The sequence below is a fragment of the Pseudomonas laurentiana genome, assembly GCF_014648275.1.
In the GTDB taxonomy this organism is placed as follows: domain Bacteria; phylum Pseudomonadota; class Gammaproteobacteria; order Pseudomonadales; family Pseudomonadaceae; genus Aquipseudomonas; species Aquipseudomonas laurentiana.
The window spans coordinates 1-593 of the sequence record NZ_BMQU01000162.1; the positions used below are offsets into that span (position 1 = coordinate 1).

Genomic DNA, 593 nt, shown 5'->3' on the forward strand with positions numbered 1-593 from the left:
TCTCCAGCAAGGCGCGGCTGTGGGCCGGGTTGCAGGTGTCGAAGAACAGGCTGTCGGCATTCGGTGCAAGCCGTTCCAGCCAGTTGAGCAGGTCGCGCTCGCTGCGCTGGGCATGGGCCTCAAGCTGGGCCGCCTGGGCCGTGGCCCGGCTCAGGAAGCCTTGCAGTTCATCGAAATGGACGTCTTCGCGCCACAGGCGTTTGTCGCGCCACTCGGCCAGCGTGCGCCGCCAGGTACCGGGGTGGGGGAGTTTGCCCCAGCGCTGAATGAACGTTGCTTCGAGTGCTTCGATCTCCCAGCGCCACGTCCCTACGAGTACCGATTCGGGTCCGTCAACCACGTCCCGACCCCGCTCGACGCCATCATCGGCCTTGAGCAACGCGTACAGATCATCGGTGTAGGCGCGGGTCAGCGCGGGGTCCTGGGCGACGTGCGCAGGTAACAGCGGTGCGTAATCAAAGCCGCACAGTGTTTGTACCGCTGTGGCCGTTTGCAGTTTCTCCTGGTGTTGCTGCTCGAACAGCGCCTGTTCCAGGCGCCGTCCGGTGAGGTTCAGGCTCAGGTCGTCAACCAGCGCCAGCGGGTCGTCGAGG

At 65.3% G+C, this 593-nt stretch carries 1 pseudogene; it reads right to left on the reverse strand.

The features are described 5' to 3' along the window. Positions 1-593, reverse strand: a pseudogene (locus IE038_RS24135) (T6SS effector BTH_I2691 family protein); the annotation flags it as partial.